The following is a 25397-nucleotide window of genomic DNA, read 5'->3' on the forward strand; positions in this document are numbered from 1 at the left end:
CTTGGCCTATTCCCTCCTCGCGGATCCGCTGAACGTACCCATTGCGGACCGAAACTGTCCGCATGACCTCCTAGATTGTCAGCACCGGACGGGACGAAGGGGAGGCCGACAGTTATGACGAACATCCAGGGCATCGAGGTACTGACCCGCTCGCACGACTACCTGCGCGAGGTGATCGCCGCCGTGCCCGGAAGCACGTGGTCGGCACCCACGCCGTGCACCGAGTGGACCGTACGCCAGGTTCTCAACCACGCCCGCATCGACCAGCAGGCCTACGGCCTGGTCCTCACCGGCGACCGGCCCGACTCCGACCCCTTCCACCCGGCGGACGCCCTGGACGGGGACCCGGTCGCCGAACTCGACCAGGTGCTCCGCGCGGTCGCCGAGGGCTATGCCGCACTGCCCGCCGACGCCGACCGGGTGCCGACCCCGCTCGGCCCGATGCCCCTCCCGATCGCCGCGGCGACAGCCGCCATGGACGCGGCCGTGCACGCCTGGGACATCGCCGTGGCCACCGGCCAGAACCGGCCACTGGCGGCGGACCTGGCGGAAGGCATCTGGCCGGCCGCGGACCGACTCGTCGACCAACTCCGCGACGCCTACCGGGTGTTCGCCCCCGCGCTCGAGGTGACGGCCGAGTACGACCGGGCCGAGACACTCCTCGCCTTCCTCGGCCGCGACCCGCACTGGACGCCTGCCGCGTCCTGACCCGGCTTCACCTGGTCACGGCCGCCCGGCTGCGCGACCGATAACCCGCGATCTTCGCGAGGTTGCCGCAGCGGTCCATCGAGCACCAGCGGCGGCGGCGGGCCTGGGAGTCGTCCAGGAACAGCAGGGAACACTCCGGGTTCTCGCACTCCTTGACCCGCTCCAGCAGCGGACCGCCCACCAGCAGGACGCCGTCCCGGGCCACCGTCGCCAGCGCCGCGCGCGCCGGATGCGCCGACTTCCAGCGCCGCTCGCCCAGTTGGGGCGCGAGATCCGGCCGTGCGGCGGCCTCGTTGACCCGCTCGACATCGGCCGCCGCCGGTTCCCGCCCGGCCATCGTGTCCCGTACGACCCGGTAGAGCGCCTCGCGCAGGATGCGCGCGTCGGCCAGCTCCCGGGCCGTGACCCGCACCGGATCCGTGTCCGTCGACAGCTCCGCCTCCGTGATCCAGGCGGCCAGGGCGGCCGGATCGGCGAGCCGTTCGACGGGGGTGGCGTGCCGTTTGCCGAGCGTCGCCACGAAGTTCAGGCACGGGCGTCCGCCGATGAACGGGAAGACGGGCGGGGTGGTCATGACAGCGAGGCTACCTCGCGCACACCGGTTCATGCGGTGTGTGCGAGGAATGTCGGCCGGCCTTGACACCGGTTCGTCCGGTGTCGCATGGTGACACCAGTTCAAGCGGTGTCGGCCGGGTTCGGTGGCCGCGACAGGGAGTGGGTGGCGGTATGCGTGCGGTACGGATCGACGAGTTCGGCGGGCCCGAGGTGCTGGTGCCGGTCGAGGTGCCCGACCCGGTCGCGGGTCCGGGCCAGGTGCTGGTGCGGCTCGCCGCGGCGGGCGTGAACCGCGCGGACGCCCTGATCAGGTCCGGCAATTACCACCGGGCCGGGCGCCCGCCGCTGATCCCGGGTGTCGAAGGGGCCGGAATCGTCGCCGCGTTGGGGGAGGGCGTCACCGGATTCTCGGTCGGTCAGCGGGTCGTGGCCCTCGACGGCGTGAACTCACCCGGTTTCTACGCCGAGTTGGCGGCCGTGCCCGCGACCCAGGTGGCCACCCTGCCCGACGGGATCGAGCTCGCGCACGCCGCCGCGCTGCCCGTCGCCTGGCTGTCGGCCTGGTACTGCCTGCGGCATCTCGCCCGGGTCACCAAGGAGGACACGGTGGTCGTGAAGGCCGCCGCGAGCGGGGTCGGCAGCGCGGCCGTACAGATCGCGGCCGAGGCCGGCGCCCGGGTTGTCGCACTCGCCGGATCACCCGAAAAGGCCGCCTGGGCGGGGGAGTTCGGTGCCCACGCGACCATCGACACCTCGGCGCACCCGGACGACGCCGAGGTCGACGAAGTGCTGCGGCTCACCGACGGGCGCGGCGCGGACGTCGTCCTCGACACCGTCGGCGGCCGGGCCTTCGGACGCAGCCTGCGCGAGATCGGGCACGGCGGCCGGGTCGTCGCCCTCGCCAATGTCGCCCTGGAGGCAAGCACCGTCGACACCCGCGACTTCTACCCGAAGAACGCGTCGATCCTCGGCTTCCAGCTCACCAACCTCCAGGTCCACGGCGGCTACGACCCCCGCCCCGACCTGCGTGAACTGGCCGAGCGGGTCGCCGCCGGCACCTACCGAGTGCCGATCGAGACCGTCGTACCCCTCGCCGAGGCACGTGCCGCCCACGAGCGGCTGGAGCGCCGCGACAACCGGGGCAAGATCGTCATCGCGGTACCGGGCGACTGACCTCAGACGTACAGCTTGTCGAGGAAGGCGGTCAGATTGCCCATCGTCCGCTCGATCTGCTGCTCCACGGTGAGGCTCTCCTCGATCCGGATCCCCGACTCGGGGATCTTCCGGCCGCGCACATAGAGGGAACAGGCGAGGTCGGTGCACATGTACAGGCCGACCGAGTTGCCCTCACGGCCCGCCGGGCCCGCCTTGCGCGCGGTCATCAGGGAGACGCCGCCGCCCGGGTGGGTCGTCACGCACAGCGAACACATGCTCCGGTGCAGAAAGCCGCGCTGCGCGGACGGGAACCGCAGGGTGACCCCGACCGGCCCGTCCGCCCGCTCGGCGACGAGACAGCTGCGGTCGGGCGCCCCCGGATCCCGCCAGCCCAGGAAGTCGAGATCGTCCCAGGGGCGGCTCTCGAGATCGCGGGGGACCGCCAGCCGCTTCGCCTCGCCCTTCGAGCAGTTGACAAATGAGTTGCGGATGTCCTGCTCGGTGAGTGATCTCATGGGGGAGTCTCCTGGGGCGGTGGCCGTAACCGAAACCTAGGGGGTCTAGGTTTCGGTCCAGGGTAGTGAGGTGAGCGGTGGGGGAGCCAATGGATTTCGGGGACGTCGGGGCACGCCGGACGCGGGCGTTGAGCCATGTCGCGGCCAGGTCGTCGGGCCCGGCCGTCGACTCGCGACTGCGCATCACCCTCAACTTCCACCCCGACCGTACGGCGGCCGGACGCCCGATCCTCGACGCGCTGGCCCAGGAGGGCACGTACCACTCGCAGTTCGTGACCGGCACCAGCAACGGCGGCCTCACCGCCCGCCCCGGCGGCGATCGCTGGCGCTGGGAGAGCCGGATCTTCGGCGGTGCCTACGACGGGGCGCCCGCCGCCGAGCGACCGGTGTACGGCGCGCTGAACTTCCGGCGTCAACTGGTTGGCGCCGCCCCGAGGTTCGGCTCCTCGCACCTCCGGCTGTCCGGCGCGGCCCTGGCCCGCGCCACCTTCTGCTACCCCGACAGCGCCGCCGGGCCGACCGACTTCGGCGTCGCCGCCGGCATGTCGCTGATCGCGCTCGCCGAGGCGGACGAGCAGGACGCCCTCAACGACTACATCGAGGCACAGGTGCACGGCGGTGTCGTTCTCGCCAGGGACGCCGAGGCCCTTGTCCTGGACGCGAGTTACCGCGGCACCCCCGTCGAGACCGCCGCCCGCCGCCTGCCCTGCCCGGTCGAATGGCACCCCGGATACCGGCTCACCGTGGGCGAGTTGAGGCGGCACGCGGACTACCGGGGCCAGGAGTACGCCGAACTCGGCGCCCGTATCGCGGAGAAGGGTGTCCTCGACCCCCGGATCATCGGGGACGCGGCCCGCACCGGCCGCCATGAACTCCAGGACCTGAAGATGGTCTGGCACACCCTGGCCCGCTTCGGGGCGCCGGCGGGAGCGGGGACCGCGGTGGACGAGGTGGACGGGCGCGGTCAGCCGGTGGCGTAGACGCGTTCGTGGATCCGCTCGGCGACCATGATGACGGTGACGTTGGTGGTGGACGAGGGCACCTCGGGGATGATCGACGTGTCGACGACCCGCAGTCCGTCCACCCCCTTGACCGCGCCGACGGAATCGACGACGGCCCGCGGATCGCCGGGCCCGCCCATCGGCACCGTCGAGGTGGGGTGGCCGTAGATCGCGGGGTTCGCGGCGATGATCCCGGACAGCGCCTTGTCGTCGGTCGCCGTGTCGCCGGGGCCGGCTCCGCCGCGACGAAGGGCGTGAAGAGCGGGTCGCGGGCGTTGGCGCGGCCGAGCTTGACGCCTTCGAGCAGGCGGCGGGAATCGCGGGCGGTGCCGAGGAAGTTCGCGTCGATGAGCGGGGCGAGGTCCGGGTCCCGGCCGGCCGGTTTCAGTGTTCCCGTGGACTCGCCGGCGGCTTCGCCGGAGGCGGTCCAGAGGAGGGAGCCGACCGCTCGGGCAAGGGCGTGTACCGGGGGACCGGTTCCGGCCACCTCGCTACCACTGCGGTGGGCGACACCGTGTACGCCCGCGTCCAGCCGTGCTGCGAGGCCTTCCGCATCGACGGCTCCACCCCGGTCGTGATGATCGCGGCGGGCACCGGGCTGGCCCCCTTCCGCGGCACCATCGCCGACCGCACGGCCGCCCTCGCCGGCGGCGCCCAACTCGCCCCCGCCCTCTGCTACTTCGGCTCCGACGCCCCCGACGCCGACTACCTCCACGCCGCCGAACTCCGCGCCGCCGAGGCCGACGAAGTGTGGGCCCTGCTGGACAAAGGTGCCCGGGTGTTCGTGTGCGGCGACGGAGCGCGCATGGCACCGGGCGTGCGGGAGGCGTTCCGTACCCTGTACCGGGAGCGCACGCCCGGCGCCGACGACCCGGCCGCCGAGCGGTGGCTCAACGGACTGGTGGCGGACGGGCGTTACGTCGAGGACGTGTACGCGGCCGGCTGACCGAACGGGAGAGGTGGGCGCACGGTGACGGACTCCTGGGAGCGGGCCCGGAGGATCCTCGGCGCGGCGGGCATCCCGCCGGACCGCCTCGCCCGCCTCCGCCCGATGGGCGGCGGCACCTACAACACCGTCGAGGACCTCACCCTCACCGACGGCACCCGCTACGTCCTCAAGACCGCCCCCACCGCCCCCGGCCTCGCCCACGAGCGCCAACTCCTCGTCTCCGAGGCCGACTTCTACGGAGCCGCCGCCAAGGCCGGGGTGGCGGCGCCGCGCGTGGTGGTCCTGGACGGCGACACCCTGCTCATGACGCTCTGCCCGGGCGAGCCCTGGGACGACTCCCTCACGGACGCCGAAGTACCACTCCTGCGCACGGAGTTGGGGCGACAGCTCGCCCGCCTGCACGAGATCACCGGCCCCGGCTTCGGCTACCCCTCCGGTGCCCTCGGCCCTCTCGCCCCCGACTGGCGGACCGCGTTCACCACGCTCTACGACGCCGTCCTCGACGACGCCCGCCGCTACCGGGCCTGGCTGCCGCTCCCCGCCGACGACATCGCCGGCACGGCCCGCTCCGCCTACGCCGCCCTGGACGAGATCACCGTCCCGCGTGCCGTCCACTTCGACCTCTGGCAGGGCAACATCCTGGTCGACCGCGCCTCCGGAACGCCCCGGATCGGCGGACTCATCGACGGCGAGCGCATGTTCTGGGGCGATCCCCTCGCCGACTTCGTGTCCGTGGCGCTGCTCGGCGACATCAGGAAGGACGACGCGTTCCTCGCGGGCTACCGGGAAGCGGGCGGCCGGGCCGAGTTCGACCGGCCTGCCTGCCTGCGCTACGCCCTCTACCGCAGCTACCTCTACCTGATCATGCTCGCCGAGGCGGTCCCCAGGGAGTTCGGCGCGGAGGAGAACCGCTGGCGGCGCGAGCGGGTCGGCCCCGAGCTGCTCGCCGCCCTCGGAGAGATCGACGGGACGGCTTCCACCACGTAGTGTGCATTCCACCGCCCCTTAGTTCAGGGCGTGAATTAAGAGGGTGCAGGGTTCGGAGGGAGCCATATGGCGGGGCGGAACGGGCGCACGGTACGCGACCTGAGGCGGGCCAACCGCACGGCCGTGCTGCAACGGCTGTACTTCGACGGACCCCTCAGCCGCTTCGAACTGGGCCCGGTGACCGGACTCAGCTCCGGCTCGGTCAGCAATGTCGTCGCGGACCTCGTCGCCGACGGCCTGGTCGAGGAGGCCGGCAGCGTCGACTCCGACGGCGGCCGTCCCCGCACCCTCCTCCAGGTCGCCCCGCACAGCGGCCACATGATCGGCGTCGACGTCGGCGAGACCCGGGTCCGCGTCGAGCTGTTCGACCTCACCCTCACCGAACTCGCCCGCGCCGAACGCCCGTTGGAGCAGCAGCGGTACGAGGTCGAGGTCATCGTCGGCCACATCCGCGACGGCATAGCCGAAGTCCTCGCCGCCGCCGACATCGCACCCGGACAGCTCCTCGGCGTAGGCATCGGCGTCCCCGGCATAGTCGAACACACCCCGGACCACGGCGCGGTGGTCCATGGCCAGACGATCGGCTGGGACGCGGTCCCCCTCGAGGAACTCCTCCGTTCCACCTCCCAACTCCCCGACGCCGTCCCGTACTTCATCGACAACGGGGCCAAGACCCTCGGCCAGGCCGAGATGTGGTTCGGCGGCGGGCGCGGCGCGCGCAACGCGATCGTCGTCCTCTTCGGCTCCGGCGTCGGCGCCTGCCTCGTGACCCCCGAGGTGGAGAACGGCCGGGCCGTCGAGTGGGGCCATCTGACCGTACGGGTCCGCGGTCGCCGCTGCCGCTGCGGAGCGCTCGGCTGTCTGGAGGCGTACGCGGGCGCCGAGTCGCTCCTCGACCGCTGGCGCGAGCAGGGCGGACGCCCGCCCGAGGGCACCGACGAGGAGACCGCGATGACCGCGCTGCTGGTCGCCGCCTACCCGGCGGACGGCGCCGAGGCCGACCCCGTCGCGCTCGCCGTCCTGGAGGAGACCGCCGAATACCTCGGCGCCGGCCTCTCCGATCTGATCAACCTCTTCCAGCCCGAGCGCATCCTCATCGGCGGCTGGGCCGGACTCCAGCTCGGCTCCCGCTTCCTGCCCGCCGTCCGCCACCACGCGATGGCATACGCCCTGCGCCATCCCGCCGGCCGCGTGACCATCGACCTGGGCCGCCTCGGCCCCGACGCGGTCACCGTCGGCGCCGCGATCCTCCCCCTCGCCGACTTCTTCGCCCGAGGCGGCCGCCGAGCCGAGCCCGAACCGGAGGGCCCACCGCCCGCCTGGCGCACGGCGCTGGAGGAGCGGGCCCCGCACTGAGGCGACGGCGGGTCGGGGGATGATCACCCCATGCGCGAAATCATCCTGATGTCCGACGCCCGGGTCGCCGCCGTCCCCGTCGAGGAGTGCGGGGAGGCCCTGGTGGACGTGAGCGGCGTACTGCTGGTCGACGGCCGCAAGAACAAGGACTCGGACAGCGGCGCCGAACTCCTCCTCCGCCGGGGCGTGTTGGACCGCCTCCTGAAGGCGGAGGCCCTGCTGCCCGCCGGCCTGCGCCTGCTGTTCGTCGAGGGGTACCGGCCGCCGGCCCTCCAGCGTCGCTACTTCGAGAGCTACGGCGCCGAGCTGCGCGCCGCCAACCCGGACTGGTCCGCCGAGCGGATCCGGACCGCCGCCAGTCGCTATGTGTCGCCGCCCGAGATCGCCCCACACACCGCCGGCGCGGCCGTCGACCTGACGCTCGCCGGTGCCGACGGGCGCGAACTCGACCTCGGTACCGCGATGAACGCCAACCCGGAGCAGAGTGACGGGGCCTGCTACACCGACGCCGAGAACATCACCGCCGAGGCCCGGGCCAACCGCACCGTACTGGGCAAGGCCCTCGGCGCGGTCGGTCTCGTCAACTACCCGACGGAGTGGTGGCATTGGTCCTACGGGGATCGCTACTGGGCGCTGGCGACCGGTACGCCCGCCGCCCTGTACGGGCCGCAGTAGACCCCGTAGAAACGGTGTGCTCGGGACTAACCCGCGAAAGCGTCCACACCGGTTAGGTCGGCGGACAGCTTCCAGAGACGTGCCGCCTGCTCGGGGTCGGTCGCCCAGGACTTGACGCCGGAGCGCTCCTCGCCGTCGGGGGCGGGCTCCGCGATGTCGCAGTCCTCGAGGTAGACGCCGCCCATGTCGGCCAGTTGGGGCGAGGTCGCCGCCCAGACCTCGGTGGCCGCGCCCTGCTGCGGGGTCTTGAAGCCCTCGGGGTTCAGCACGTTGCCCTGCTCGTCGATCCAGCCGCGCTCGACCATCTCCTCCTTCGGGAGGTGGCGCTGCAGCGGGGTGATGATGCCGCCGGGGTGGAGCGAGAAAGCCCGGACGCCGCGGTCGGCGGCGAGCCTGTCGAGGTGGACGGCGAAGAGGACGTTCGCGGTCTTCGCCTGGCCGTACGCCTCCCACTTGTCGTAGCCGCGGTTCCACTGGACGTCGTCCCAGCGCATCCCGGAGAAGTGATGGGCGCGCGAGGACACCGAGACCACGCGGGCGCCGCCCGGCTCGATGGCCGGCCACAGGCGGTTGACGAGGGCGAAGTGGCCGAGGTGGTTGGTGGCGAACTGCGCCTCCCAGCCGGGCCCGACCCGGGTCTCCGGGCAGGCCATGATCCCGGCGTTGTCGATCATGTAGTCGACGGTGCGGCCGGAGGCGAGGAACCGCTCGGCGAAGCCGCGCACGCTCTCCAGGTCGGCGAGGTCCAGCTCGTCCACCTCGACGCCGGGCAACCCGGCCACGGCCTCCCGGGCGGCGTCGGGGCGGCGCGCGGGGACGACCACGCGGGCTCCCGCCTTGGTGAGGGCGCGGGTGGCCTCCAGGCCGAGGCCCGAGTATCCGCCGGTGAGGATCGCGAGCTTCCCGCCGAGGTCGAGGCCCTCCAGGACGTCGTCGGCGGTGCTCTGCGCGTCGAATCCGGAACCGATCTTGTGCTGTGCAGTGGTCATACCTGGAACGCTACGAATTGAAGTGCGCTCGAAGTCAAGCGGAGCAGCCGCGCGCACCCGGACATGGGGAAGCCCCGACCGCGACGGGGGAATCACGGCCGGGGCGGCCAGGTGGTGGGCACGGAAGGCGGTCGCCTCGCGGCGAAAGGCTCCACAGGGCTTCAGCCGAACGATCTTCCCTGTGGGCGGAGGTTGAGGCCCGGGGACACTGTTCCCTCCGCACCCACGGTCTGTTCAACGGTGAACTGCCGACGAGTGTTCCTGTGCGGTCCGCCATGAGCGGTGATGTGCATCACTTGCCAGTGGTCCAGTCCAGTAGCTCGTCCGCGGACCAGGTCGTCAGCACCCGTTCGGCGGGCACTCCGCACTCCTCCGCCCGCGCACAGCCGTTGATCTGCCAGTCGAGCTGACCGGGCGCGTGCGCGTCGGTGTCGACCGAGAACAGCGCGCCCGCGTCCACCGCCTTTCGCAGCAGCCGCCGCGGCGGGTCGAGCCGCTCCGGACGGCTGTTGATCTCCACGGCCGTGCCCGACTCGGCACACGCGGCGAACACCTCGTCCGCGTCGAACGCCGACTCTGGCCGCGCGGCACCCCCGTCCCGCCCGACGAGCAGCCGCCCGGTGCAGTGCCCGAGGATGTCCGCGTGCGGATTCCGTACGGCGGCCACCATGCGGCGGGTCATGGCGCGGGCCTCCATACGCAGCTTGGAGTGCACGGAGACCACCACCACGTCGAGCCGCTCCAGCAGCTCCGGTTCCTGGTCCAGCGAGCCGTCGTCGAGGATGTCGCACTCGATGCCCGTGAGCAGCCGGAAGGGTGCCCAGGTCTCGTTCAGCGCGGCCACCGCGTCCAGCTGTTCGCGCAGCCGCTCGGGGGAGAGTCCGCGGGCCACGGTCAGCCGGGGCGAGTGGTCGGTCAGTACGGCCCACTCGTGGCCGAGCCGGGCCGCCGTACGGCCCATCTCCTCGATCGGGCTGCCGCCGTCCGACCAGTCGGAGTGGAGGTGGCAGTCCCCGCGCAGCAGGGCCCGCAGCTCTTCGCCGCCGGGCCCGGCCGGCGCGGGGGCTTCGGCCTCCAGTTGCTCCAGATAGGCGGGGACCTGTCCGTCCAGGGCCTCGCGGGTCACCTGCGCGGTCTTCGGGCCGATGCCTTTGAGGGACTCCAGCGTCCCGGCCGCCGCGCGTTCGGCGACCTCGCCCTCGGGGAGCTCCGCCAGGACCCTGGCCGCCGTACGGAAGGCGCGTACGCGGTAGGTCGGAGCCAGGGAGCGTTCCAGCAGGAAGGCGATCCGGTCCAGCGCCTGCACGGGATCCATCGGGCCTCCTCCCGCGAGAGGCCCCTGGCCAGGCACCTTGGACCACTCGCGACCGCGTGATGCGTTCTAGGCTCTATTGCATGACCGAAATCGCCAGCCCGCACATCTCGACTCCGCGGATCATGGTGCTCAAGGTGCAGCCGGGCACCCCGCCGTTCCGCATCGTGCAGATCGACGGGGAGATGGTCTGCGAGGCCACCGGGATCACCGATGTCCTGGAGGTCGCGGCCGTGTGCGGCATCACGGTCCGCGACCTGGACGACCCGGACGTGGTCCGCTGGGTCGGCGGGGACAAATTCACCTGGTTGCCGCACTAGCCCCTACGGATTCAGCCGACCGTCCACTTCTGGTTGGCGCCGCCGGAGCAGGTCCAGATCTGCAGCGGGGTGCCGTTGGCCGAGTTGTTTCCGGTGACGTCCAGGCACTTGTTGGCCTGCGGGTTGACGATGTCGTTCGCAGAGCTGACGGCCCACTTCTGGGCGGCGCTGCCGTTGCAGTCGTAGAGCTGGACCTTGGTGCCGTCCGCGGTGCCGCCGGCGTTCACGTCCAGGCACTTGCCGAGCGCGCGGATCGTGCCGTCGGAGCCGACGGTCCACTGCTGGGCGGCGGAGCCGTTGCAGTCGTAGAGCTGTACGGCGGTCCCGTTGGCGGAGTTCGCGCCGTTGACGTCGACGCACTTGCCGGCGAGGCCCTTGATCGCCACCCCGGTGGCCGTGTCGCTCGTGGTGACCGATACCGAGTCCACCACCAGCTGGGCCGGGAAGGCTGTGGCGCTGTTCGGGTCGCCCGGCCAGTCGCCGCCGACCGCGAGGTTGAGGATCAGGAAGAACGGCTTGTTGAACGCCCAGGTGTTGCCGCCCACGTCGGCGGGTGTGCGCGTCTCGTAGACGACACCGTCGACCGACCACTTGATCGAGTTGGGCGCCCAGTCGACGGCGAAGGTGTGGAAGGCGTCCGCGAAGGCGGCGCCGTTCGCGAGCGTGTAGGCGGCGCCTATGCCGTTGGCGCCGGAGTAGCCCGGACCGTGGATGGTGCCGTGGATCGTGGACGGCTCGTAGCCGACGTTCTCCATGACGTCGATCTCACCCGAGTTGGGCCAGCCGACCGAGCCGATGTCGGTACCGAGCATCCAGAACGCGGGCCACATGCCCTGCCCGCGCGGGATCTTCATCCGGGCCTCGACATGCCCGTACTGCGCGCTGAACTTCCCGGAGGTGTTCATCCGGGCCGAGGTGTACTGACAAGTGCCGTACCAGCACTGGTAGTTGGCGGGGTTCTCCTTCTTGGCCGTGATCACCAGATGGCCCTGGCCGTCCAGGGCCGCGTTGTTGGTGCCGGACGTGTAGTACTCACGCTCGTGGTTGTTGACGTTGTCGCCGGTCTCCAGTGTCCACTTCGAGGAGTTGACGGCACTGCCGGCCGCTCCGTCGAAGGTGTCGGAGAACGTGACGGCGTCGGCCTGCGCGTCCGACGTGGAGGCCGCCTGCGCCGGACCGATCGCGGCGGACGCGACCAGTACGGCGGACAGGGCGGCGAAGAGGCATCTGCGGAGTACGCGTGGGGAGGCCACGGCATTCCCTTCTGTGCGGCGGACGTGGGGACCGACACGCCGACTGAGGTGGGGGGTGAAAGCGTCGCCTCTTGATTTAAGGAGTGAGATAAGAAGAGCGTCAATACCTTGGTACGGACCAGTAGTTGAAAGTCACGGGCCAGTAGTTGATCGTTACGAAGCGGCCTTCGGTGCTTTGGGCGCCTTCGCTGCCTTTGACGTCCTCGCCGCCTTCTCGGCGGGCTTCCGCGCGTGTACCGCCCGGCCGAGCCGGCGCCCCAGCAGGACCCAACCGATCAGCGCGCCAGTGGTGTTGAGGATGACGTCGTCGATGTCGAAGGCCCGCCCGGTGATCAGCGCGCCCTGCGCGAACTCCACCAGGAGCATCACGGTCGCCGTCAGCAGCAGCACCTTCAGGATTCCGCGCGCCCGGGGTGCGAACACGGGCACCAGCACGCCGAACGGGATGCCGAGCACCACGTTCCCGCCGATCTGCTTGATGGCGTCGCGCATGGCCGGCTGGTCGAGATAGGCCTTCAGGGAGCGGCCGGGGTGCAGATTGGTGTGCACCAGCGCCTTCGACGCGGGGGACGGCTCCAGGGTCAGCTTGGCCAGTACGACGGCGAACGCCACCATGAAGACGAAGCCCAGCAGCATGGCCAACAGGCGGAGCGGGAGGGGGAGTCGGTGACGCTGGGGAGGTTCGGGCTTCGACTGTCGCGGGGCGCGGGCCGCTTTCGGCCCGGCCTCGGTCTTCGGCTCGGTCCTGATGCGGCGCAGACGTGCGGCGGTACGGCCCATGCGTGAGATCCTCCGGTCTTCAACTGCTCTGTCTCGCAGGGCGGTTACCCCCGATTCGGCGGAGGATGCGGTGGCGGGCGGACGGAACCCGTGTGCGGCGGACGTGCCCGCACACGGGTCTCCGGCGGCTGTTCAGGACGCGTACGAGATGGTCACGGTCGTGAAGCCCAGCGAGCCGAGCAGGCCCTTGAGCATGTTGGTGGTGTTGGTCTCGGCGCGGGTGGTCAGACCGCTGGTCTTCGCCGCCTCGGCGATGTGCTTGGAGGCGAGCTTCTGCACGGCCTGCTCGCTGTTGGGGTTGTCGGAGAAGATGTCGCCCAGGCGGTCCAGCAGACCGCGCTGCTTGGAGACCGTGTACGAGTGGTCCGGGTCCAGCGCCGGCTTGCCGAGCGTCGCGTGCGGCAGCTTGATGCTGGCCGAGGTGCGGTCGCCGTTGACCGTCACGTCCTGCTTGCCGAGCTTGCCCAGGTCGACATAGCCCTCCACGGTGCCCGCGCCGACGTACAGCGTGCGGGTGCCGCGGATCGCCTGGGGCAGGAACTTGGCGTCCTTCTCCAGGTCCACCACGACCTGGAAGTTGCCTGAGGCCGCGTCGTAACGGCTCATGTCCTGGATGGACTTGAGCAGCGCCGGACCCGAACGGTCGTGGGTCTCGGTGCCGAAGATGTCCCGCAGGCCCGGGAGCACGGCAAGCCGGAGCCCCGCGAACAGCACGGCGATCACAACGACGACGGCGGTGAGCACCTTCGCCCAGCCCGGCATGCGCCGGGTCGTACGGCTGATGGAAGTCGTCATGGGGACGGCCCTCCCTTCCTCGGTATCCGCATGCCCCTCAAATGCCCTGTCAGACCGACGCGTTGGTGGATCGGTCGCGCTGACGGGGGCACGGAGGGCGCACAAGCGGGAAAAGTCACTGTTCCGGCCCGCCAGGAGCCCTGGTCGACCGCGCAGACAGCATTTCCCGGCCGCCTCACCCCATGCGTCCCGTGACCTTTCCGGATCACGGTCCGCTCCATGTTGTGACACTGGCCGCGGACACCCCCAACACCCCTCAGTGCGAACGCAGTTCACGGTCACCGGACGGACGCGACCACCACACCCCCTCACCGTGCGTGAGACCGGGCAGGGCCGACTCCACGTCCCGTACCCGCCGGGCCGGCAGCTCACCGGTGATCAGCCAGGAGCCGACGCCCCCGGTCGTCCCCGTGAACTCGGCGCGACAGGACGCGAGGTGCGAGGTCACCGGCGCCAGCGCGTCCTGCGGGACCTCCGTCTCGAACGCGACGTACGGCTCGTACAGCCGCGTCCCCGCCAGCCGCAGCGCCCGGCGCAGCACGATCGGGGTGAGGCCCCGGAAGTCGCCGGCCGTGCTGAGCGGGCCGACGAAGCCGGACCGGGTGAGGGTGACCCGGTAGTCCGTCACGGGCGCGCCGTGCAGCCCGCCGAGCAGGGTCGCGTGGACGGTGTCCTCGACGGCCTGGTGGAACGCCCGGGGGAGCGCCCCGAGCTCGGTCTCGTACGCGAAGACCCCGCCGGAGCCTTGCTCTCCCGGTTCGACGCGCAGCCCGATCGTCGCCCAGTAGCGGGTGCCGTCGTGCCACGGCAGCTCGTCGCAGGCCTCGCCGGTCCCGGCCGGGCGTTCCAGGAACCGCACCCGGCTCGGCTCGAAGTCGGCCTCGACGCCGAAGTCCTGCACGAGGGTCGCCGCCAGGACCTCCTTCTGGACCTCGCCGTACAGCAGCAGCACGGTCGCCCCGGAGGCGGCGGGCCGCGCGTGCAGCAGCGGGTCCTGGTCGGCCAGCGCCAGCAGCGCCGAGCGCAGCGCCGCCGCCTGTTCGGGCCGCCGCGCCCGTACGACAGTCTCCAGCGTCGGCGGCGCGAACTGCGGTGTCCGTTCGGTGAGTTCGCCGAGCCGGTCGCCGACCCGGATGTCCTTGAGGCCGGTCAGCGCGCCGATGTTCCCGGCGGTGAGCGGGCCGGACCGGCCGATCACGTCGAGCCGCGTGACCCGTCCGGAGACCTCGACGGTCCGGCCGTCCGCCCCGCGCCGGCGGAACGTGAGCCGCTGCTGTGGGGCCACCTCACCGTCGTAGAGCCGCAGATACGCCGTCCGTTCGCGGCCGGGACCGGGACGGACCGCGAACACCGTGCCGCGAGGGGTGCCCGGGCGGCCCGGTGCGGGCGGGATCAACTGGACCAGTCGCGCGACGAGTTCGGGGATTCCCTGGCCGCCGAGGGCCGAGCCGAAGAGGAGTGGGTGGATCGAGCCGTCGGCGGTGCGGGTGGCGAGGACCTTGGTCAGGTCGTCCGGTGTGGGGTGCGGGCCGTCGACGACCGCCGCGAGGACGGACGGGTCGACGTCGGCGAGCGCCTCGGCCAGGCCCGGGTCGCCTGGCGGGCGCGGCAGCACGCGGGCGCCGGGTGTGCCGAGGCCCGTGACGTCCGTCAGCGGTACGACGTGCGGGGTCATCCGGCGCCGGATGTCCGTAAGAAGGTCCTCGGCGCGGGCGCCCGACCGGTCGATCTTGTTGACGAAGACGAGCGTGGGCAGCCTTAGCCGCCGCAGGGTCCGCAGCAGGACGCGGGTCTGCGCCTGGACACCCTCCACGGCGGACAGCAGCAGCACCGCGCCGTCGAGGACTTCCAGGGCGCGCTCGACCTCGGCGACGAAGTCCGCGTGGCCGGGGGTGTCGATCAGATTGATCTGGGTGTCGCCGACGGTGAACGCGGCGACGGCCGAGCGGATGGTGATCCCGCGCTGTCGCTCGATCGCGCCGTCGTCCGTACGGGTGTCACCGGTGTCGACGCTGCCGAGCCGGTCGATCGCGCCGTGGTCGAACAGCAGCCGCTCGGTGAGGCTGGTCTTACCGGCGTCGACGTGGGCCAGAATTCCGATGTTCAGGGTGTGCATGCGTGGTCGAGTCCTCGAGAACCGTCGTCCAGTGGGAAGGCTGGTGGATTCCGAGGCGTCGGCGCATCTGGGGCTCCTGACATGCGGGGGAATACTGGCGCCGCCATCATGGCGTGCAGGAGTGGGCGGCACGCAACCCGTTTTCGCGGGTCAGTAGCATGAACCACGGCCGGGAATGATCATGCGAGGAGCAGATCGTGCGAGACATCGCCGTGTTCAGCGGGAGTGCCCATCCCGAGTTGGCCAAGGAGGTCTGCGCGCATCTCGGTGTTCCGCTCAGTCCCACCCGGGTCAGCCGGTTCGCCAACGACTGCCTGGAGGTACAGCTCCAGGCCAACTGCCGGGAACGGGACGTCTTTCTGATCCAGCCGCTTGTCAAACCGGTTCAGGAGAACCTGGTGGAGCTGCTGTTGATGTGCGACGCGGCGCGCGGTGCCTCCGCCGGGCGGATCACCGTCGTCATGCCGCACTACTCCTACGCCCGCTCCGACAAGAAGGACGCCCCGCGCATCTCGCTCGGCGGACGGCTGGTCGCCGACCTGATGGTGGCGGCGGGCGCGAGCCGCGTCCTCGCCATGACCCTGCACTCGCCGCAGGTGCACGGCTTCTTCTCGGTGCCGGTCGACCATCTGCACGCGCTGCGCGAACTCGCCGCGCACTTCCGGCAGTACGACCTCTCCCGCACCACCGTCGTCTCCCCGGACCTCGGCAACGCCAAGGAGGCCGCCGCGTTCGCGCGGCTGATCGGCGCCCAGGTGGCGGCCGGCGCCAAGCAGCGGTACGCCGACGACCGGGTCGTCATCAGCTCCGTCATCGGTGAGATCGCCGACCGGGACGTGATCGTCCTGGACGACGAGATCGCCAAGGGCAGCACCGTGCTCGAACTCCTGGACCGGCTGCGGGACTTGGGCCCGCGCTCGATCCGGGTGGCCTGTACCCACGGCCTGTTCGCGGCGGGCGCGCTCAAGCGGATCGGGGAGCAGCCCGACGTACTGGAGATCGTCTGCACCAACACGGTGCCGGTGCCCGAGGAGGAGCGCACCGAGAAGCTGCGCATCCTGTCCATCGCCCCCGCGCTCGCCGAGGCCGTACGCCGCATTCACAACGGTGAGTCCGTCAGCGCCCTGTTCGACGCGCCGCCGAACGAATAGACATGAGGGGACGGAGCAACGCTCGGCAGCACCGAGGTGATCAGGAGGACTCGCCGTGGCGAAGGCGAAGTTCGAGCGGACGAAACCCCATGTGAACGTCGGCACCATCGGTCACATCGACCACGGCAAGACCACTCTCACGGCGGCCATCACGAAAGTGCTGCACGACCGGTTCCCCGACCTCAACCCCTTCACGCCGTTCGACCAGATCGACAAGGCGCCCGAGGAGCGGCAGCGCGGCATCACGATCTCGATCGCCCATGTCGAGTACCAGACCGAGCGCCGGCACTACGCGCACGTCGACTGCCCCGGGCACGCCGACTACATCAAGAACATGATCACCGGCGCCGCCCAGATGGACGGCGCGATCCTGGTCGTCGCTGCCACCGACGGACCCATGCCCCAGACCAAGGAACACGTGCTGCTGGCCCGGCAGGTCGGAGTGCCGTACATCGTCGTCGCCCTCAACAAGACGGACATGGTCGACGACGAGGAGATCCTGGAACTGGTCGAGCTGGAGGTGCGGGAGCTGCTCACCGAGTACGAGTTCCCCGGCGACGACCTCCCGGTGGTCAAGGTGTCCGCGCTGAAGGCCCTTGAGGGGGACCCCGAGTGGACCGCCTCGGTGCTCGAACTCCTCGACGCCGTGGACGAGTTCGTGCCCCAGCCGGTACGGGACGTGGACCGGCCGTTCCTGCTGCCGATCGAGGACGTCTTCACCATCACCGGACGCGGCACGGTCGTCACCGGCCGGATCGAGCGCGGGGTGCTGAAGGTCAACAACGAGGTGGAGATCATCGGCATCCACCCGCAGAAGACGAGGACGACCGTCACCGGCATCGAGATGTTCCGCAAACTCCTCGACGAGGGCCGGGCCGGCGAGAACGTCGGACTGCTGCTGCGCGGCGTGAAGCGCGAGGACGTGGAGCGCGGCCAGGTCGTCATCAAGCCCGGATCGGTCACCCCGCACGTGGAGTTCGAGGCCCGCGCCTACATCCTCTCCAAGGACGAGGGCGGCCGGCACACGCCCTTCTTCCACAACTACCGGCCGCAGTTCTACTTCCGCACGACGGACGTGACCGGTGTGGTGACCCTGCCGAAGGGCACCGAGATGGTCATGCCGGGCGACAACACGACCATGCACGTCGAGCTGATCCAGCCCATCGCGATGGAGGAGGGGCTGAAGTTCGCGATCCGTGAGGGCGGGCGGACGGTCGGCGCCGGTCAGGTCACCCGCATCGTCAGGTAGGCGTGGTCTCCGTCTGCTCCAGGGCCGCGTCCAGCGTGGGACGGGGCGGCAGGAGCTGCGCGAGTCCGGTGATCCGGAGGATGCGCAGCGTCAGCGGATGGGTGCAGACGAGGTGCAGCCTGCCGCCCCGGTCGAGCACCCGGAGCCGGGCACGGAAGAGCAGGCGGAGGCCCGAGCAGTCGAAGAACTCGACCTGCCGCAGGTCCAGCACCACACGTGCGCCCGGCCTGCCGGTCACCCGGTCCAGATACGGGATGATCTCCATCGCCGCGGCGATGTCGATCTCCCCGCGGAACTCCAGCACCGTGAACCCACGATCCTGGTGGATACGCAGATGCCGGGTGAGCGGCGCGGGTTCCTGCTGCACGACCACATCCCCTCCAACCGGCCCTCGGTGAAGCGGGGTTGAGCACAAAACCGTTCCCCGCCCTGCAAGTTACCCTCGATGGAGTGAATTTGAGCATGTTCGATTGACATATGTCTTCGAATCGAGCCAGAGCTTTCTGAGATGTTCCCGGTAGCCCTACGACAGCGCGTGCCAGGCCTTGGAAAGTGCCTGGCGGAACTGCTCGCTCTGGTGCGCTGTGAGCTCGCGCACCATCCGCTCCTCCAGCTCCCGCACCGGCCCCGCGCAACCCGCCAGCAGCTCGCGCCCCTCGCCGGTCAGCAGGATCAGCAGCTCCCGCCTGTTGCGCGGATTGCGCTCGCGGCGGATCAGTCCGCGGCCCTCCAGTGAGCGCACGAGGTCGGCGATGGACTGCGCGGTGACGAAGGAATCGCGGGCCAGCTGCGCCGCCGACAGGCCGTCGTGTCGCTCCAGGACCGTGAGCGCGGTGTACTGGAGTGCGGTGACGCCGTAGGGCCTGACCAGCTCGTCCAGGCGTGAGCGGACGACCAGCTCCACCTGCTTGATCATGTACAGCAGGGACGGGAGTGTCTTCGTCGCTTGCGCGCCAACCAGGGATTCAGCCATGGATTCACCCTAGAGCATTGACAGGAAACCTGTCCGTAATGAGACTGCGGACCAGACGAGAAACCAACAGGAATCCTGTTGGTTGAAATCTTGGCAACGATGCTGAGGAGTGGCGATGACCGCCTTCGAGATCGAACCCGGCCGCCTGTTCGTCGGGGGGCAGTGGCGCGAGGCCGCCGACGGAGCGCGCACCGAGGTGGTCGACCCGTCCCGGGGCCGGGTCGTCACCACCGTCGCCGAGGCCGGCCCCGCCGACGTCGACGCGGCCGTCCGCGCCGCCCGCGAGGCCTTCGACAGCGGCCGGTGGTCCGCGCTCAGCGGTCGCGAACGCGGCCGGATCCTGCACCGCGTCGCGGAACTCATCCGCGAGAACGCCGACGAACTCGCGCGGCTGGAGAGCCTCGACGTAGGCAAGCCCATCACTTTGTGCCACGCCGTCGACGTGACCAACGCGGCCAACGACTACGAGCACTACGCCGCCCTGGCCTTCTCCCTGGACGGCTCGACCCGCGACACCCCGCTCAACGCCCTCGCCTACACCAAGCGCGAACCGCTGGGCGTGGTCGCCGCGATCACCCCCTTCAACTTCCCCCTGATCCTTGCCGGTTCGAAGCTCGCCCCCGCCCTCGCGGCCGGCAACACCGTGGTCCACAAGCCCGCCGACGAGACCCCGCTCAGCGCCCTCTACATGGCCGGACTGCTCCAGCGCGCGGGCGTCCCGGACGGTGTCGTCAACGTCGTCACCGGTACCGGACCGGTCGCCGGAGAGGCCCTGCTGCGGCACGCGGGCGTCGACAAGATCGCCTTCACAGGTTCCACCGCCGTCGGCCGGCACGCCGCGAGCGTCGCCGGCGAGAACCTCAAGCCCGTGACCATGGAACTCGGCGGCAACGCGGCCCACATCGTCTTCGAGGACGCCGACCTGGAGAAGGCCGTCGGCGCGGTCATCAAGGGCTTCGTCTTCAACACCGGCCAGTTCTGCATGGGCGGCCCCCGCCTCCTGGTCGCCCGCCCGGTCTACAGCACCCTCCTCAACATCCTCGCCGAGGCCGTCCCCGGCGTACCGCTCGGCGACCCCCGGCTGCCCGAGACCGTCGTCGGCCCGATGGCGGGGGAGAGGCACCTCCACAAGGTCGAGGAGTACGTCGACCTCGCCCGCAAGGAGGGCGCCCGCATCGTCTGCGGCGGCGAACGCCTCGACCTCGACGGCGGCTACTACTACAAGCCCACGGTCATCGCCGACCTCGCCAACGACTCCCGGGTGATCCAGGAGGAGATCTTCGGCCCGGTCCTCACCGTGCAGCCCTTCGACACCGAGGACGAGGCCGTCGAACTCGCCAACTCCACGCCCTACGGCCTGGCTTCGGGCGTCCAGACCGGCAACCTCGCCCGCGCCCACCGCATCGCGGACCGCCTCCAGGCGGGCATCGTCTGGGTCAACGACTGGGCGATGCTCGACCCCAACGTCCCCTTCGGCGGCGTCAAGGACTCCGGCTTCGGCCGCGAGTACGGCCCCGAGGGCCTCGCCGCCTACACCCGGACCAAGTCCGTCGTCGTCTCCCTCGACTGACCACGCCCACCAAGGAGTTTCTGCGATGTCCACCACCACGCGCGCGGCCGTCGTCGAGTCGGGCGGCGCACCCTTCACGCTCACCGACGTCGAACTGGCCGAGCCCGGCCCGCACGAGGCGCTCGTCCGAGTCGTCGCAACCGGCCTGTGTCACACCGACCTCGGGGTCGCGAGCGGCGGACTGCCCTTCCCGCTCCCTGGAGTTCTCGGTCACGAGGGCGCCGGTGTCGTCGAGGAGGTCGGCTCCGCCGTCACCGGTGTCGCACCCGGCGACCATGTCGTGCTGTCCTTCACGTCCTGCGGCGACTGCGGCAACTGCCAGGGCGGGCACCCCGCCTACTGCGCGACCTGGCTGCCGCTGAACCTCATCGGCGGCCGCCGCGCCGACGGCAGCAGCACCATCAGCCGGGACGGGGAGCCGCTCGGCGGGCACTTCTTCGGTCAATCCTCGTTCGCCGAGCGGGCGTTGGTGGACGAGCGCAGCCTCGTCAAGGTCGACCCGGAGGTGCCGCTGGAGTCGATCGCCCCGCTGGGCTGCGGAGTCCAGACGGGAGTCGGCGCCGTCTGGAACGTCCTCAAGCCCCGGCTCGGCGACACGGTCGTGGTGCTCGGTGCCGGGGCGGTCGGCCTGTCGGCGGTGATGGCGGCCGCGCTCACCCCGGCCACCAGGATCATCGCCGTCGACCGGGTTGCCGAACGCCTGTCGCTGGCAAAGGAGTTGGGCGCCACCCACACCGTCAATGCGGCCGAGGCCGACCTCGGCGAGACCCTCGCGCTGCTGACCGACGGGCAGGGTGCCGACGGCATCGTCGAGACAACCGGCAGTGTCGCCGTCCTCCGCCAGGGCGCCGACGCGCTCGCCGCCCGGGGCACCCTGGTCGTCGTAGGAGCACCGCCGTTCGGCAGTGAAGTCGCCCTGGACGTCAACGGGTTGATCCCCGGGAAGCGCATCGAGGGCCTCACCCTCGGCGACAGCGAGACGCAGAGTTTCATCCCCGCGCTCGTGCAACTGGTGAAGGAGGGGCGGCTCCCGCTGCACCGCCTGATCAGCACCTATCCGTTCGCGGACATCGACCAGGCGGTACGGGACATGAGCGCGGGCAAGGCGATCAAGCCCGTGCTCACCTTCTGATCCGACCTGCTCAGTCGACCGTCAGCACCAGCTTGCCCGAAGTCCGGCCGGTGCCGCCGAGCCTGTGTGCCTCGGCGGCCTCGGCCAGCGGGAACGCCCCGGCGATCGTCGGGCGCAGCTTCCCCGCCTCGACGAGTTCCGCGATGGCCTCCATGTCGGCGCGGTCGGCGTCCACGAGCATCCGGACCGCCCGGACCCCGAGCCGCTCGGCCTCCTCCGGGAACTCCGCCGTACCGATCGGAATGATCGACACCACGACCCCGCCCGGCCGCAGCACACGCAGCGACTTGAGTCCGGTCTCGCCGCCGAGCGTGTCCAGGACCACGTCGACGTCCTTCACGGCCTCGGCGAAGTCGGTCTCGTGGTAGTCGATCGCCTCGTCCACGCCCAGCTCGCGCAGGAACTCGTGCTTGCCCGCGCTCGCCGTACCGATCACGTACGCGCCGCGCGCCTTGGCGATCTGCACGGCCACATGCCCGACCCCGCCGGCCGCCGCGTGGACCAGCACCCGCTGGCCCGGCCGGACGTCCGCGTTCTCCACCAGGGCCTGCCACGCGGTCAGCGCGACCAGGGGCAGCGCGCCCGCCTGGACGTGGTCGACCGCGGCCGGCTTGTGGACGAAGGCGCGGGCCGGAGCGGCGACGTACTCGGCGTGCGAGCCGTGGCCCCACGGGTAGGACAGCATCCCGAAGACCTCGTCGCCGGGCTGGAATCGGGCGACGCCGACACCGACGGCCTCGACGACACCGGAGACGTCCCAGCCGAGGACGAAGGGCGGCTCGCCGAGGAATCCGCCGGTCTCCCGGTGCTTCCAGTCGGTGGGGTTGAGCCCGGCGGCCCGCACCCTGATCAGGATCTCGTTGGCGCGCGGCGCAGGCCGCTCGACCTCGGCGACTTCGAGGACCTCGGGACCGCCGAGGACGTGCTGCGTGATGACGCGCATGGTGTTCACAGTGCTCATGTTCATTGAGCCTGCCGGGTTCCGCGCGGCAAGAAAATGGCACGATGGCCAACCTTCGATAGAATCGTGCCATGCAGCATGTGGAACGGGTCGTGGTCCTGGCGCTCGACGGCGTCTACCCCTTCGAGCTGGGCATCCCCAGCCGTATCCTCGGCGCCGCCGACGGCCGCTACGAGGTGCTGACCTGCACGGTCGACGGCCGCCCGGTGCGCACCAGCGCCGACTTCTCGGTCACGGTGGAGCACGGGCCGGAGATCCTCGAAACGGCGGACACGGTCGTGGTCGCCTCCATGGAGACCCCGCGCATCCCCGAGGGACTGCCGGCCGAGATCGCCGACGCCCTCGCCAGGATCCGCCCCGACGCCCGCATCGTCTCCATCTGCACGGCCGCCTTCGTGCTCGCCGCCGCCGGACTCCTCGACGGCCGCCGCGCCACCACCCACTGGCAGGTCGTGGACCACTTCCGGGCCCTGTATCCGCAGGTCGAACTGGACCCGGACGTGCTCTTCGTGCACGACGGCCGGATCCTCACCTCCGCGGGCGCGGCCTCCGGAGTCGACATCTGTCTACACATCGTGCGCACGGACCACGGCAGCGAACTCGCCAACACGGTCGCCCGCCGCTGTGTCGTCCCGCCGTTCCGCGACGGCGGCCAGGCCCAGTTCATCCAGCAGCCGGTCCCGGACTGCGGCGCCACCAGCACGGCCGCCACCCGTGACTGGGCCCTCGGCCACCTCGACGAACCCCTCGCCCTGAACGACCTGGCCCGCCATGCCGGGATGAGCCTGCGCACCTTCGCCCGCCGCTTCAACGACGAGGTCGGCCTCAGTCCCGGCCGCTGGCTGATCCAGCAGCGGGTCGCCCGCGCCCGCGACCTTCTGGAGGCCAGCGACCTGTCCGTCGACCAGATCGCCGGCCGCGTCGGCTTCGCGACCGGCGCCTCCCTGCGCCAGCATCTGCACGCGGCGATCGGGGTCTCCCCGCAGGCCTACCGGCGCACGTTCCAGGATGCTCGCTGAACCCAAACGTTTTGGCCCGCCCCCGCGTCGTAGGAACGACACACGAGGGGGCAGGGCATGCGCAGAGGGCTCACGGCGGTCGCCGTGCTGGCGGCCGTGACGGCGGTGGGGTGCGGTGACGGCGGGGGCGGGAAGGACGTCGTGGTCGCGGGCACCCCGCCGGCCACGCCTTACAGCGGACCGCTCTACATACCGGCCACCCCCACCGACAAGTCGGGTGCCGCCGGCCGGGCGCTGGAGTGCGACGGCGCGATCTACGAGAGCGGAGGTGCCGACGCCTGGAGCGAGGGCGACGGCGGCAAGACTCCGGAGGGCGGTCTGCGGGCGTACTTCAACATGGAGCAACCGGACGTGCCGCGCACGGGCTACCGCGTCGAGCGCAGGTCGGACGGGCGCGTCCTGTTCTCCTACGACGTCGACGGCCGCACGAAGGTCGCCGTCGTCGTCGCCAAGGACCGCGAGAACAGGCCGGGTTGGGGCCCGGAGAGCAGTGCCTCCTGCGATCCGGCCGAACTCCCGGCGGGCTTCGCCGAGGCGCAGGGATACGAGATCTGGACCGACCGGGACGGCCGTCGCGTGCCGACCACGGTGGTGAGCAGCTCGGTCGGGGCCGCGCACTGCGACTGGCAGAAGGCGCACTTCCTGCAGACCGGCGAAGGCAAGAAGGGGAGGCTGTATGCCCGCGATCCGGACAAGGTGCTCCCGTCCGAGATGCTCACCGCCCCGTACGACGGTGACGTCCGCATGCCGGCGAACGCCCGCGACACCGGATACCGGTACCACGACTGGCGGTTGTGGCTCACGGCCGACGCGTCGAAGGCGTACGTCCGCACCCCGCACGGCGTGGAGGCCTGGCCGGCGGTGAAGGACGGCCAGGGCTGTCAGTGAGCCGTCGTCACCGGCTCATGTGCAGCGCGACCAGCAACTGCCATACCTGGTCGGCGATCTCCTCCGGCGTGCCCTCCAACAGCCCGTGCAGCCAGTCGGCCAGGACCCCGCCGAAGGTCCCGGCGACGGCGGAGGCGACCAGCGGGGCGTCCGCAGCGCCCGCGAGTTCGCGCTCACGGAGGCTGTAGGCGCGCAGGTCCCGGTGCAGGACGCGGCCCAGCGGACCACCACCGCCGGGGCTCAACAGGGTGCGGTACAGGGCCGCGTGGGGGAGCAGGCCGGCGAAGAACTCCGGCAGCGCGGGTGGCGCGTGCACCGGGTCGGGCCGGCCGCGCCAGGCGTGCAGTGCCTCCACCGCGTCCCGTACGACATCGGCGCAGGCGTCGACCGCGAGCGCCTCCAGGCTGTCGTAGTGGACGTAGAACGTGGCCCGGCCGACCCCGGCCCGGCGCACCAGGGCGGCGACGCCGACCTCCTCCAGTGGGTGTTCGGCGCACTCGTCCAGGAGGGCCTGGCGCAGCCGTGCCCGGGTGCGGGCGGCCCGCGGGTCCCCGGGTTCGGCGCGGCTCACCGGGCGATCAGGACGGCGGCCAGGGCCAGCGCGCCGGGCAGCGCCTGTGCGAACAGGATGCGCCGGTTCGCCGTCACCGCGCCGTAGACGCCCGCGACCACGACGCAGCTGAGGAAGAACACCTGGGCGCGGAAGCCGGTCGGGTCGGCGGCGATCAGGCCCCAGATCAGACCCGCGGCGAGGAAGCCGTTGTACAGCCCTTGGTTGGCTGCCATGGGCGCGGTGGCTCTGGCCATGTCGGGATCGAAGCCGTGCAGACCCCGCCCGGGCTTCTTCTGCCACAGGAACATCTCCAGCACCAGGATGTACAGATGCAGCGCGGCCACCAGGCCCACCAGCACGTTCGCGAGCGTTTCCACGATCAGCCGACCCCTCGTCGTATTGGACAGGTGTCCACTATAGCTGGACACCTGTCCA

At 71.1% G+C, this 25397-nt stretch carries 27 protein-coding genes and 1 pseudogene; 14 read left to right on the forward strand and 14 right to left on the reverse strand.

Going from position 1 to position 25397, the window contains the following annotated elements:
• The first annotated feature begins 114 nt into the window (after positions 1-114).
• Complete coding sequence (locus ACFXC1_RS03290) at positions 115-708, forward strand: TIGR03086 family metal-binding protein (RefSeq protein ID WP_381238072.1); 594 nt, start codon at positions 115-117, stop codon at positions 706-708.
• 7 nt (positions 709-715) lie between these two features.
• Here the strand turns inward: ACFXC1_RS03290 and ACFXC1_RS03295 are convergent, their stop codons facing one another.
• The gene (locus ACFXC1_RS03295) at positions 716-1282 is read right to left on the reverse strand and encodes a CGNR zinc finger domain-containing protein (protein ID WP_381238074.1); all 567 of its coding nucleotides are present in this window, start codon (positions 1280-1282) and stop codon (positions 716-718) included.
• A gap of 152 nt (positions 1283-1434) precedes the next feature.
• Between ACFXC1_RS03295 and ACFXC1_RS03300 the strand changes: the two genes are divergently transcribed.
• The gene (locus tag ACFXC1_RS03300; protein WP_381238076.1) at positions 1435-2436 is read left to right on the forward strand and encodes a quinone oxidoreductase family protein; all 1002 of its coding nucleotides are present in this window, start codon (positions 1435-1437) and stop codon (positions 2434-2436) included.
• Between the two features lie 2 nt (positions 2437-2438).
• Here the strand turns inward: ACFXC1_RS03300 and ACFXC1_RS03305 are convergent, their stop codons facing one another.
• The gene (locus ACFXC1_RS03305) at positions 2439-2933 is read right to left on the reverse strand and encodes an FBP domain-containing protein (RefSeq protein ID WP_381238078.1); all 495 of its coding nucleotides are present in this window, start codon (positions 2931-2933) and stop codon (positions 2439-2441) included.
• Between the two features lie 89 nt (positions 2934-3022).
• Here ACFXC1_RS03305 and ACFXC1_RS03310 point away from each other — a divergent pair, with 89 nt between their 5' ends.
• Complete coding sequence (locus ACFXC1_RS03310; RefSeq protein ID WP_381238080.1) at positions 3023-3913, forward strand: DUF3626 domain-containing protein; 891 nt, start codon at positions 3023-3025, stop codon at positions 3911-3913.
• On the opposite strand, the gene ACFXC1_RS03315 is transcribed toward ACFXC1_RS03310, so the two are convergent.
• Positions 3898-4365 carry a GMC family oxidoreductase gene (locus tag ACFXC1_RS03315; protein ID WP_381239421.1) on the reverse strand — a complete coding sequence of 156 codons (468 nt, stop codon included), beginning with the start codon at positions 4363-4365 and terminating at the stop codon, positions 3898-3900. The genes ACFXC1_RS03310 and ACFXC1_RS03315 overlap by 16 nt on opposite strands.
• 2 nt (positions 4366-4367) lie before the next feature.
• On the opposite strand from ACFXC1_RS03315, the pseudogene ACFXC1_RS03320 reads away from it, so the two are divergent.
• The 4 genes and pseudogenes from ACFXC1_RS03320 to ACFXC1_RS03335 all read left to right on the forward strand — a co-directional run.
• Positions 4368-4880 (forward strand): annotated as a pseudogene (locus ACFXC1_RS03320) (ferredoxin reductase domain-containing protein); the annotation flags it as partial.
• 24 nt (positions 4881-4904) lie between these two features.
• On the forward strand, positions 4905-5870 hold the full coding sequence (locus ACFXC1_RS03325; RefSeq protein WP_381238082.1) for a phosphotransferase family protein: 966 nt from the start codon (positions 4905-4907) through the stop codon (positions 5868-5870).
• A gap of 66 nt (positions 5871-5936) precedes the next feature.
• Complete coding sequence (locus ACFXC1_RS03330) at positions 5937-7226, forward strand: ROK family transcriptional regulator (RefSeq protein WP_381238084.1); 1290 nt, start codon at positions 5937-5939, stop codon at positions 7224-7226.
• Between the two features lie 30 nt (positions 7227-7256).
• Positions 7257-7901, forward strand: a complete 645-nt coding sequence (locus tag ACFXC1_RS03335; RefSeq protein ID WP_381238087.1) for a M15 family metallopeptidase — start codon at positions 7257-7259, stop codon at positions 7899-7901.
• A gap of 26 nt (positions 7902-7927) precedes the next feature.
• Here ACFXC1_RS03335 and ACFXC1_RS03340 read toward each other — a convergent pair whose 3' ends face one another.
• Both ACFXC1_RS03340 and ACFXC1_RS03345 read right to left on the reverse strand, forming a co-directional pair.
• Positions 7928-8890 (reverse strand): SDR family NAD(P)-dependent oxidoreductase, encoded by a 963-nt coding sequence (locus tag ACFXC1_RS03340; protein ID WP_381238090.1) that lies wholly within the window; start codon positions 8888-8890, stop codon positions 7928-7930.
• Between the two features lie 292 nt (positions 8891-9182).
• Complete coding sequence (locus ACFXC1_RS03345) at positions 9183-10205, reverse strand: PHP domain-containing protein (protein ID WP_381238092.1); 1023 nt, start codon at positions 10203-10205, stop codon at positions 9183-9185.
• Positions 10206-10285: 80 nt separating this feature from the next.
• Between ACFXC1_RS03345 and ACFXC1_RS03350 the strand changes: the two genes are divergently transcribed.
• Positions 10286-10522, forward strand: coding sequence for a hypothetical protein (locus ACFXC1_RS03350; protein WP_200709944.1), 237 nt, complete (start codon positions 10286-10288; stop codon positions 10520-10522).
• A gap of 11 nt (positions 10523-10533) precedes the next feature.
• Here ACFXC1_RS03350 and ACFXC1_RS03355 read toward each other — a convergent pair whose 3' ends face one another.
• From ACFXC1_RS03355 to otr(A), 4 genes are all read right to left on the reverse strand, one after another.
• Entirely contained in the window at positions 10534-11775 is a 1242-nt protein-coding gene (locus tag ACFXC1_RS03355; protein WP_381238095.1) for a ricin-type beta-trefoil lectin domain protein, read from the reverse strand.
• Between the two features lie 153 nt (positions 11776-11928).
• Entirely contained in the window at positions 11929-12555 is a 627-nt protein-coding gene (locus ACFXC1_RS03360) for a VanZ family protein (protein WP_381238098.1), read from the reverse strand.
• 132 nt (positions 12556-12687) lie between these two features.
• Positions 12688-13350, reverse strand: coding sequence for a DUF4230 domain-containing protein (locus ACFXC1_RS03365; RefSeq protein ID WP_381238101.1), 663 nt, complete (start codon positions 13348-13350; stop codon positions 12688-12690).
• Positions 13351-13606: 256 nt separating this feature from the next.
• On the reverse strand, positions 13607-15466 hold the full coding sequence (gene otr(A) / locus ACFXC1_RS03370; RefSeq protein WP_381238104.1) for a tetracycline resistance ribosomal protection protein Otr(A): 1860 nt from the start codon (positions 15464-15466) through the stop codon (positions 13607-13609).
• 197 nt (positions 15467-15663) lie between these two features.
• Between otr(A) and ACFXC1_RS03375 the strand changes: the two genes are divergently transcribed.
• Positions 15664-16617, forward strand: coding sequence for a ribose-phosphate diphosphokinase (locus ACFXC1_RS03375; protein WP_381238106.1), 954 nt, complete (start codon positions 15664-15666; stop codon positions 16615-16617).
• A 55-nt stretch (positions 16618-16672) separates the two neighbouring features.
• On the forward strand, positions 16673-17866 hold the full coding sequence (gene tuf, locus ACFXC1_RS03380) for an elongation factor Tu (protein ID WP_381238109.1): 1194 nt from the start codon (positions 16673-16675) through the stop codon (positions 17864-17866).
• Here tuf and ACFXC1_RS03385 read toward each other — a convergent pair.
• Positions 17859-18239, reverse strand: a complete 381-nt coding sequence (locus tag ACFXC1_RS03385; RefSeq protein WP_381238112.1) for an anti-sigma factor antagonist — start codon at positions 18237-18239, stop codon at positions 17859-17861. The genes tuf and ACFXC1_RS03385 overlap by 8 nt on opposite strands.
• A 150-nt stretch (positions 18240-18389) precedes the next feature.
• A complete protein-coding gene (locus tag ACFXC1_RS03390; RefSeq protein WP_381238115.1) occupies positions 18390-18839 on the reverse strand; it encodes a MarR family winged helix-turn-helix transcriptional regulator in 450 nt (149 codons plus the stop codon).
• A 115-nt stretch (positions 18840-18954) separates the two neighbouring features.
• Here ACFXC1_RS03390 and ACFXC1_RS03395 point away from each other — a divergent pair, with 115 nt between their 5' ends.
• Entirely contained in the window at positions 18955-20409 is a 1455-nt protein-coding gene (locus ACFXC1_RS03395) for an aldehyde dehydrogenase family protein (RefSeq protein WP_381238118.1), read from the forward strand.
• A 25-nt stretch (positions 20410-20434) separates the two neighbouring features.
• Complete coding sequence (locus ACFXC1_RS03400) at positions 20435-21541, forward strand: NAD(P)-dependent alcohol dehydrogenase (RefSeq protein WP_381238119.1); 1107 nt, start codon at positions 20435-20437, stop codon at positions 21539-21541.
• Between the two features lie 10 nt (positions 21542-21551).
• Here ACFXC1_RS03400 and ACFXC1_RS03405 read toward each other — a convergent pair whose 3' ends face one another.
• Positions 21552-22502, reverse strand: coding sequence for an NADP-dependent oxidoreductase (locus tag ACFXC1_RS03405; RefSeq protein WP_381238121.1), 951 nt, complete (start codon positions 22500-22502; stop codon positions 21552-21554).
• A gap of 71 nt (positions 22503-22573) precedes the next feature.
• Between ACFXC1_RS03405 and ACFXC1_RS03410 the strand changes: the two genes are divergently transcribed.
• Positions 22574-23521, forward strand: coding sequence for a GlxA family transcriptional regulator (locus ACFXC1_RS03410; protein WP_381238123.1), 948 nt, complete (start codon positions 22574-22576; stop codon positions 23519-23521).
• A gap of 57 nt (positions 23522-23578) precedes the next feature.
• Positions 23579-24409 carry a hypothetical protein gene (locus ACFXC1_RS03415; protein WP_381238125.1) on the forward strand — a complete coding sequence of 277 codons (831 nt, stop codon included), beginning with the start codon at positions 23579-23581 and terminating at the stop codon, positions 24407-24409.
• Between the two features lie 7 nt (positions 24410-24416).
• Here ACFXC1_RS03415 and ACFXC1_RS03420 read toward each other — a convergent pair whose 3' ends face one another.
• On the reverse strand, positions 24417-24980 hold the full coding sequence (locus ACFXC1_RS03420; RefSeq protein WP_381238127.1) for a TetR/AcrR family transcriptional regulator: 564 nt from the start codon (positions 24978-24980) through the stop codon (positions 24417-24419).
• Entirely contained in the window at positions 24977-25339 is a 363-nt protein-coding gene (locus ACFXC1_RS03425; RefSeq protein WP_381238129.1) for a DUF1304 domain-containing protein, read from the reverse strand. Before ACFXC1_RS03425 ends, ACFXC1_RS03420 begins: the two co-directional genes overlap by 4 nt.
• Between the last annotated feature and the right edge of the window lie 58 nt (positions 25340-25397).

The organism is Streptomyces hokutonensis (genome assembly GCF_042751305.1).
Lineage (GTDB): Bacteria > Actinomycetota > Actinomycetes > Streptomycetales > Streptomycetaceae > Streptomyces > Streptomyces hokutonensis_A.

Coding starts and splice junctions, on each gene's coding strand:
- ACFXC1_RS03290 (WP_381238072.1), top strand. CDS start 115: ATGACGAACATCCAGGGCATCGAGGTACTGACCCGCTCGCACGACTAC.
- ACFXC1_RS03295 (WP_381238074.1), bottom strand. CDS start 1,282: ATGACCACCCCGCCCGTCTTCCCGTTCATCGGCGGACGCCCGTGCCTG.
- ACFXC1_RS03300 (WP_381238076.1), top strand. CDS start 1,435: ATGCGTGCGGTACGGATCGACGAGTTCGGCGGGCCCGAGGTGCTGGTG.
- ACFXC1_RS03305 (WP_381238078.1), bottom strand. CDS start 2,933: ATGAGATCACTCACCGAGCAGGACATCCGCAACTCATTTGTCAACTGC.
- ACFXC1_RS03310 (WP_381238080.1), top strand. CDS start 3,023: ATGGATTTCGGGGACGTCGGGGCACGCCGGACGCGGGCGTTGAGCCAT.
- ACFXC1_RS03330 (WP_381238084.1), top strand. CDS start 5,937: ATGGCGGGGCGGAACGGGCGCACGGTACGCGACCTGAGGCGGGCCAAC.
- ACFXC1_RS03335 (WP_381238087.1), top strand. CDS start 7,257: ATGCGCGAAATCATCCTGATGTCCGACGCCCGGGTCGCCGCCGTCCCC.
- ACFXC1_RS03340 (WP_381238090.1), bottom strand. CDS start 8,890: ATGACCACTGCACAGCACAAGATCGGTTCCGGATTCGACGCGCAGAGC.
- ACFXC1_RS03345 (WP_381238092.1), bottom strand. CDS start 10,205: ATGGATCCCGTGCAGGCGCTGGACCGGATCGCCTTCCTGCTGGAACGC.
- ACFXC1_RS03350 (WP_200709944.1), top strand. CDS start 10,286: ATGACCGAAATCGCCAGCCCGCACATCTCGACTCCGCGGATCATGGTG.
- ACFXC1_RS03360 (WP_381238098.1), bottom strand. CDS start 12,555: ATGGGCCGTACCGCCGCACGTCTGCGCCGCATCAGGACCGAGCCGAAG.
- ACFXC1_RS03365 (WP_381238101.1), bottom strand. CDS start 13,350: ATGACGACTTCCATCAGCCGTACGACCCGGCGCATGCCGGGCTGGGCG.
- ACFXC1_RS03390 (WP_381238115.1), bottom strand. CDS start 18,839: ATGGCTGAATCCCTGGTTGGCGCGCAAGCGACGAAGACACTCCCGTCC.
- ACFXC1_RS03395 (WP_381238118.1), top strand. CDS start 18,955: ATGACCGCCTTCGAGATCGAACCCGGCCGCCTGTTCGTCGGGGGGCAG.
- ACFXC1_RS03400 (WP_381238119.1), top strand. CDS start 20,435: ATGTCCACCACCACGCGCGCGGCCGTCGTCGAGTCGGGCGGCGCACCC.
- ACFXC1_RS03405 (WP_381238121.1), bottom strand. CDS start 22,502: ATGAGCACTGTGAACACCATGCGCGTCATCACGCAGCACGTCCTCGGC.
- ACFXC1_RS03410 (WP_381238123.1), top strand. CDS start 22,574: ATGCAGCATGTGGAACGGGTCGTGGTCCTGGCGCTCGACGGCGTCTAC.
- ACFXC1_RS03415 (WP_381238125.1), top strand. CDS start 23,579: ATGCGCAGAGGGCTCACGGCGGTCGCCGTGCTGGCGGCCGTGACGGCG.